Below are 6,966 nucleotides of genomic sequence, written 5' to 3' on the forward strand. Positions count from 1 at the left end.
CGGGCCACAAGGGCGGGCGATGAATTCAACGAGCGGCAACGGTGGCAGGGAACAGACCAGGGAACTGAGCTACGAGGAGTTCGGCCACCAGTTCATCCACCAGCTGGTGACGCCCGCGCGCATCGAGCGCGAGCTGAAGGCGCTGCTGGCGGAGCCGATCAAGGGCACGGTGAAGCGGCTGCCGGCCGAGATGATCACCGCCCGCTACACCTTCTACCTGCAGGACGTGCAGGTGACGACGCGGCCCGAGTGCCTGCCGCAGCTCGGGCTGCGCCAGCGCATCAGCGGCCTGCTGGCGCTGTCGGTCAACCTGCTGGGCCTGAACCTGCGCTTCACTCTGCAGCTGGCGATCAACCTGGAGCAGCGGGTGCGGCCTTACGAGCCGCTGACGCTCAGGATCGAGACCCGGCCGGTGGGGGGCGAGGCGATCGAGATCAAGGTGGACTCGCACGGCATCCCGAGCGAGATCGCAGACCGGCTCAACCTGATCGAGGGCGCGGTGCGCGCGCAGGTGGTCGACGAGGTCAACGCGCGCCTGGCCAGCGGGCCGATCGCGGCGGCCGTCAACATCGACCTGCGGCGCATCGCCGAGGAGGCGCGGCTGGCGCCCCCGGCTACTCGAACGTAAAGCTCTCCACCGGTAGGCGCGTCAGCGACTTGCTGGGCGCCAGCATCGAGCTGGCGTGACCCTTGGCGCGCGGCAGCAGGTGGTCGAAGTAGAAGCGCGCCAGGCCGATCTTGGCCTTGTAGAACTCCGGCTTCTCCGCTCCGTCCTTCTTCTCCAGCTTCTCGTAGGCCACCTCGGCCTGCAGCGCCCAGAAGTAGGCCATGGTCACATAGCCCGAGTACATCAGGAAGTGATGGCAGGCGGCGCTGACCACGTCGCGGTCCTTGTGCGCCGCCAGCATGATGCGCGTGGTGAGCACGTTCCACTGCACGGCCAGCCTGGTCAGCTCGCGGGCGTAGCGGCCCATGCGCGGGTGCACCAGGCGCTCGAGCGCGAACTTGGCCATGGTGGCGGTGAAATCGCGCACCGCCTTGCCGCGGGTCATCAGCAGCACCTTGCGACCGAGCAGGTCCAGCGCCTGGATGCCGGTGGTGCCCTCGTAGAGGGTGCTGATACGCGCGTCGCGCAGGATCTGCTCCATGCCGTGTTCGACGATGTAGCCATGGCCCCCATACACCTGGATGCCGAGACTCGCGGCTTCCAAGCCCATCTCGGTCAGGAAGCCCTTGAGGATGGGCGTGAAGAAGCCGAGCTTGTCGTCCCATTCCTCGTATTTCTTCGGGTCGCCTTCGATGATGCCGTTGACCATGTGGTCGGCGTACTGTGCGGCGAAGTACAGCATCGCGCGGCCGCCCTCGGCGATGGCCTTCTGCGTCATCAGCATGCGGCGCACGTCGGCGTGATGGATGATCGCGTCGGCGACCTTGTCCGGCTCCTTCTTGCCGGACAGCGCACGCATCGAGCGCCGCTCCTTGGCGTAGCGCAGCGCGCCCTGGAAGGACAGCTCGGCGTGCGCCACGCCCTGCACGGCGGTGCCGATGCGGGCGGTGTTCATGAAGGTGAACATCGCCTCCAGGCCCTTGTTGGGCTGGGCGATCATGTGGCCGGTGGCACCCTCGAAGTTCAGCACCGCGGTGGCGTTGGCGTGGATGCCCATCTTGTGCTCGAGTGCGCTGCACACGACGTGGTTGGATTCGCCCACGCTGCCGTCGGCATTGACCTTCATCTTCGGCACCACGAACAGTGAGATGCCCTTGGTGCCCGGTGGCGCGTCCGGCAGGCGTGCCAGTACCACGTGGACGATGTTTTCGGTCAGGTCATGGTCGCCACTGGAGATGAAGATCTTGGTGCCGGTGATCTTGTAGCTGCCGTCCGGCTGCGGCTCGGCACGGGTCTTGACCTGGCCCAGGTCGGTGCCGCATTGCGGCTCGGTCAGGCACATGGTGCCGGTCCAGCGGCCTTCGGTGAGCGGCGGCATGTAGATTTTCTTCAGCGCGTCGCTGGCGTGCTGCATGATGGTGTTCATGGCGCCCAGCGACAGGCCCGGATACATCAGAAACGGCCAGTTGGCGGTGCCCATCATCTCGGACTTCACCAGGCCCAGCGACATCGGCAGGCCCTGGCCGCCGTACTCGGCCGGATGCGACAGGCCCTGCCAGCCGCCGGCGACGTACTGGTCGTAGGCCGCCTTGTAGCCCTTGGGCGTGGTGACCTTGCCGTTCTCGAGCCGGCAGCCCTCCTGGTCGCCCGACAGGTACAGCGGCGCCAGCACCTCCTCGCAGAACTTGGCGCATTCCTCGAGGATGGCGTTGACGGTGTCGGGGTCGGCGTCCTTGCCGTTGGACAGCTTCGCGTAGTGCCCGGGGAAATCGAACACCTCGTTCATCAGGAAGCGCATGTCGCGCAGCGGGGCCTTGTAGGCGGGCATCGGTGAACCCTCGGTCTCGGTTGTGGGCGGTACGCGGCCGCGTATTCTGCCGGCCTCCTACCTTAGCGCCATTGGCATTGGCGCGGCCATGCTGCGGCGCAGCGGTCAGCCCAAACGGTGCGCACAGCGCACCCTATGGGTCAGTTGTCGAACTTCTGCTCGCGCGTTTCCCGGAAGGCGACCTGGGGATGGCGTTCCTGGGCCATCTCCAGGTTGACGCGGCTGTTGGCCAGGAACACCAGGGCCTGGGAGTGGTCCAGCGCCAGGCGCGGCTCGTTCTTCTCGCGGAATTCCCTGAGCGCCTTGGGATCGGCGCAGTCCACCCAGCGCGCGGTCCAGATCGTGCTGGCCTCGAACACGCAGGCCACGCCGTACTCGGCCTCGAGCCGTTCCTTGACGACGTCGAACTGCAGGTTGCCCACCGCGCCGAGGATGATGTCGTTGTTCGTGAGCGGGCGGAACACCTGGGTGGCGCCTTCCTCGCACAGCTGGTCGAGGCCCTTGTTCAGGGCCTTGGCCTTGAGCGGGTCTTTCAGTACCACGCGCCGGAACAGTTCCGGCGCGAAATTGGGCACGCCGCGGAACACCAGCGCTTCACCTTCGGAGAATGAATCGCCGAGCGCGATGGTGCCGTGGTTGTGCAGGCCCAGGATGTCGCCGGGCCAGGCCTCTTCCGCCTGCTGGCGCTCGGCGGCCATGAAGGTCACGGCGTCGGTGATGCGCACTGTCTTGCCCAGGCGCACGTGGTGCAGCTGCATGCCTTTCTCGTACTTGCCCGAGCACACGCGCAGGAAGGCGATGCGGTCGCGGTGGCGCGGGTCCATGTTGGCCTGGATCTTGAACACGAAGCCGGTGAGCTTCGGCTCCGAGGGTTCCACCGCGCGTGCCGTGCTGCCCACGTGCGCTTCGCGCGCTGCCGGCGCGGGCGCCCATTCGACGAAACCGTCGAGCAGGTTCTGCACGCCGAAGTTGTTGATCGCCGAGCCGAAGAATACCGGTGTCAGCCGGCCGGCGCGGTATTCGTCCAGACTGAAGGGCGGACACACGTGCCGCGCCATCTCCACCTCTTCCATGAAGTGCGCGCGCTCCTCGCCGAGCAGCTGCTGCACCGAGTCGCTGTGCAGCCCGTCGAGCGTCTCGATCGCGCCGGCCGTGTGCTTGTCGCCGCGGTACAGGTACACGCGGTCCTCGAGCAGGTGGTAGACGCCCTTGAAGCGGCTGCCCATGCCGATCGGCCAAGTAATAGGCGAGCAGGGGATCTTCAGCACGCGCTCGATCTCGTCCAGCAGCTCCAGCGGCGCGCGGCCCTCGCGGTCCAGCTTGTTGATGAAGCTGACGATGGGCGTGGCGCGCATGCGGCACACCTCCATCAGCTTGATGGTGCGCGGTTCCACGCCCTTGGCGGCGTCGATCACCATCAGCGCCGAGTCCACCGCGGTGAGCGTGCGGTAGGTGTCCTCGGAGAAGTCCTCGTGGCCCGGCGTGTCGAGCAGGTTGACGATGCGCTCGCGGTACGGGAACTGCATCACCGAGGTCGTGACCGAGATGCCGCGCTGCTGCTCGATCTTCATCCAGTCGGACGTGGCATGACGCGAGGCCTTGCGGCCCTTCACGGTGCCGGCCAGCTGGATCGCGCCGCCGAACAGCAGCAGTTTTTCGGTCAGCGTGGTCTTGCCCGCGTCCGGGTGCGAGATGATGGCAAAGGTGCGGCGCCGGGCCGCCTGTTCGGCAACGGTAGTCATCGGCGGGATTAAGGCCGGGTAGCCTGGCGCAGCTGATTCAGGCGGGTGGCCAGCGAGGCCAGATAGACCAGCAGGAAGAAGGCCAGCATGAACTCCTTCAGCTCGCCGGTGCGCAGATCGTAGAACGGCCAGTCATGGCCGACGATCTCGCTGAGGCTGCGGTCGATGCGTGCCAGGAACACGCCCAGCACCGCCGTTGGCAGCGCGGCCAGGGTCGGCCAGATCCAGTACCACAGCCGCGCGGGATTGAGCGACTGCCCGCGCAACTTGAGGTACAGCGGTACCACAATGCCGCCGACGAACGCGCCCAGGGTCAGCAGCGCGCGCGGCAGCTGGTCCAGCAGGAAGCCGACCCCGGCCAGGTTGTGCAGGTTGGTTTCTTCCTGGTCGTTCAGTGCTGCCCAGGCTTCCGGCGTGCTCCAGCGCAGGTACCACTGTCCCCAACTGGCTTCCTCGCCGGCGAAATAAATGCAACCCAGCGTGCCGAGCAGCAACCAGGCGACGAGGGGGCGCATCCTGAGGGCATGCGCGTGGCGCAGGGCGCGAATTCCCATGACGATCGCGGCAATCAGTACCAGCACGGTCGGGATCTCGACCACGCTCATCTCGCCGACGAAATGCCGCTTGTAGAAGCCGTGTTCGACGACAAAACCGGCGCTGTAGATGAACAGGTACATCGCCAGCGGAAGCCACAGACACAACCAGGCCGGCGGCTCGCGGAAATCCGCGGCCCGGCTCAGGGCAGGGGTGGAGGGCGGAGTCACGGAAAACAGCATGAACGACCGATCGGTGCGATGGGCGCGAATTGTAGCATCGGCCCGCAGGGGTGGGGTTCAACGGATATCGAAATCCGGGGGCAGGGCCGTGGCCGGCTCGGGGCTGCGCTCGACGCCGGTCACACGCGCGGCCGGCGGGCCGCGCTGCAGCCACGCGCACAGCGCCTCGACCCGGTCCGGCGCGCCCTGCGCGAGCACCTCGACCCGGCCGTCGGGCAGGTTGCGGACCCAGCCCGACAATCCGAGGCGATGCGCTTCGTGCAGGGTCGCATAGCGGAAGCCGACACCCTGCACGCGGCCGCTGACCCGGAAGCGCTCGCATTTGATCATGATGTGGCCAGTATAATGTGTGCCTGACCCACGGTTGTCGCGCATGGCCCTGACCGACCGCCTCCGCAAGGTGATAGATGGCGCCGCCGCGCGCGCGGTGGATGCGCTGGTCGCGCGTCGCGGCGTGGCGCCGGCGGGCGGCCCGCAGGATTTGAGCCTGCAGGCCAGCATCCCCAACCCGTTCGGTGGCGAGCCACTGGCGCAGTTGCGTGTCCGCATCACCACCGAGCGGCAAGCGCATGGCGAGACTCTGCGGCTGCGCGCCCACCTGAAAGGCCGGCTGGAGTTGCCGGAAGAGCGCCGGCCAGCACTGCCGGGACCGGATGCGGCGGACTCCGCGCAACGCGCGCTGGTGCCCCGTGCCCAGCGTGCCGCCGCCCAACTGCTGCGGCGCGGTCTGGAAACCGGGCTGGCCAGGCGCCTGACGCCCTATCTGGAGCGGCGTTTCGAAAGCTGGGTGGATCTGCAGGCGGCCACGGTGCCGCTGGATCAGGGTGCCCAGGCGCTGCTGCCCGATTCCGTGCAGATGCTCGGCCTCGGACGTTCGCCTGCCCTGCGCCTCGGTGACGATAGCCGGATCGAAACCTGGGTCGGGCGCTGTACCGGCGAGCACGCCGGGCTTGCGCAAGTGACCCTGGTGCAATTCAGCGAACCGGCCGGGCCGGACCGACGGCGCCGCCCGCGCAAGCCGCTGCACGTGGCCGCCAGTATCGCCACATTCTACGAAGACCCCCGCCGCAGGCGCTGAAGACGGCGTGCAAGCGGGCGGAAAATTGACTCAACTGCGGTTTTCCCTGAGCATATTGGGGCTTTGCCGCGGCCACTCCGTTTGTTTTTCTGGGGGAACACGATGACTCACTTGATGCGATCCCTGCCGTGGATCGTCGCCGCCTTGGTATTGGGTGCGGGCACGGCCCAGGCCGGGGACGCGCAGGCCGGCAAGATCAAGGCCAGCACCTGCATGGGCTGTCATGGCATCCCGGCCTATACCAACGTGTATCCGACCTATCACGTGCCGAAGCTCGGCGGCCAGTCTGCCGAGTACATCGTCAGCGCGCTGAAGGCCTATAAGAGCGGCGAGCGCAACCATCCGACCATGCATGCTCAGGCCGCCTCGCTCAGCGAGCAGGACATGGCCGACATCGCGGCCTATCTCAGCCAGGCCCCCAAGGCCAAGTAAGGGGCGCCACATGTTTTCAGGAATCACCATGAAGTCACTGACGCTGGGTTTCGTTGCTGCGCTGCTCAGTGGGGCGGCCATGGCTCAAGACGCGGCTGCCCCGGCGCAGACGGTGCAGGAGAAGGCCGCCACCTGCGCGGCCTGCCACGGCCCGAACGGCGTCAGCCAGAACCCGCTGTATCCTTCGCTGGCCGGACAGTATCGCGACTACCTGGAGGTCGCGCTCAAGGCCTACAAGTCCGGGGCGCGCAAGAACCCGGTCATGGCGGGCATGGCGGCGCCGCTGTCCGACCAGGACATCAAGGCGCTGGCGGCCTATTTCGCCGCGCAGCAGGGGCCGCTGTACACGCCCGCCTTGAAGTGACCCGCGTGCATTAACCCGCATTTCTCACAGGGCGCCGGAGAATCCGCAGTGTCGCTCAGGAGAAACGCATGAGTTTCATGACCGTGGCTCCAAACACTGTGTCTTTCTGATTCTCCGGCTGAATCGGCCCTGGCTCGCT

At 67.0% G+C, this 6,966-nt stretch carries 8 protein-coding genes; 4 read left to right on the forward strand and 4 right to left on the reverse strand.

What is annotated here, in order from left to right:
• Positions 1-628, forward strand: a 628-nt coding sequence (locus VNJ47_14145) for a hypothetical protein (protein HXG29977.1), incomplete at its 5' end; no start/stop codon positions are given.
• On the opposite strand, the gene VNJ47_14150 is transcribed toward VNJ47_14145, so the two are convergent.
• The 4 genes from VNJ47_14150 to yccX all read right to left on the reverse strand — a co-directional run bounded on the left by VNJ47_14150 (position 615) and on the right by yccX (position 5,283).
• Complete coding sequence (locus VNJ47_14150) at positions 615-2,435, reverse strand: acyl-CoA dehydrogenase C-terminal domain-containing protein (protein ID HXG29978.1); 1,821 nt, start codon at positions 2,433-2,435, stop codon at positions 615-617. The two genes, VNJ47_14145 and VNJ47_14150, sit on opposite strands and share 14 nt — an antisense overlap.
• A gap of 140 nt (positions 2,436-2,575) precedes the next feature.
• Positions 2,576-4,177, reverse strand: coding sequence for a peptide chain release factor 3 (locus tag VNJ47_14155; protein HXG29979.1), 1,602 nt, complete (start codon positions 4,175-4,177; stop codon positions 2,576-2,578).
• 8 nt (positions 4,178-4,185) lie between these two features.
• Positions 4,186-4,953: a hypothetical protein gene (locus VNJ47_14160; protein HXG29980.1), complete on the reverse strand. Its 768-nt coding sequence runs from the start codon at positions 4,951-4,953 to the stop codon at positions 4,186-4,188.
• 57 nt (positions 4,954-5,010) lie between these two features.
• Complete coding sequence (gene yccX / locus VNJ47_14165; protein ID HXG29981.1) at positions 5,011-5,283, reverse strand: acylphosphatase; 273 nt, start codon at positions 5,281-5,283, stop codon at positions 5,011-5,013.
• Positions 5,284-5,326: 43 nt separating this feature from the next.
• Between yccX and VNJ47_14170 the strand changes: the two genes are divergently transcribed.
• The 3 genes from VNJ47_14170 (at position 5,327) to VNJ47_14180 (ending at position 6,827) form a co-directional block, all read left to right on the forward strand.
• Positions 5,327-6,031, forward strand: a complete 705-nt coding sequence (locus VNJ47_14170) for a hypothetical protein (protein ID HXG29982.1) — start codon at positions 5,327-5,329, stop codon at positions 6,029-6,031.
• 114 nt (positions 6,032-6,145) lie between these two features.
• A complete protein-coding gene (locus VNJ47_14175) occupies positions 6,146-6,463 on the forward strand; it encodes a cytochrome c (protein ID HXG29983.1) in 318 nt (105 codons plus the stop codon).
• Positions 6,464-6,491: 28 nt separating this feature from the next.
• The gene (locus VNJ47_14180) at positions 6,492-6,827 is read left to right on the forward strand and encodes a cytochrome c (protein HXG29984.1); all 336 of its coding nucleotides are present in this window, start codon (positions 6,492-6,494) and stop codon (positions 6,825-6,827) included.
• The last annotated feature ends 139 nt before the right edge of the window (positions 6,828-6,966 follow it).

It is taken from the genome of Nevskiales bacterium (assembly GCA_035574475.1).
Taxonomy (GTDB): Bacteria; Pseudomonadota; Gammaproteobacteria; order Nevskiales; family DATLYR01; genus DATLYR01.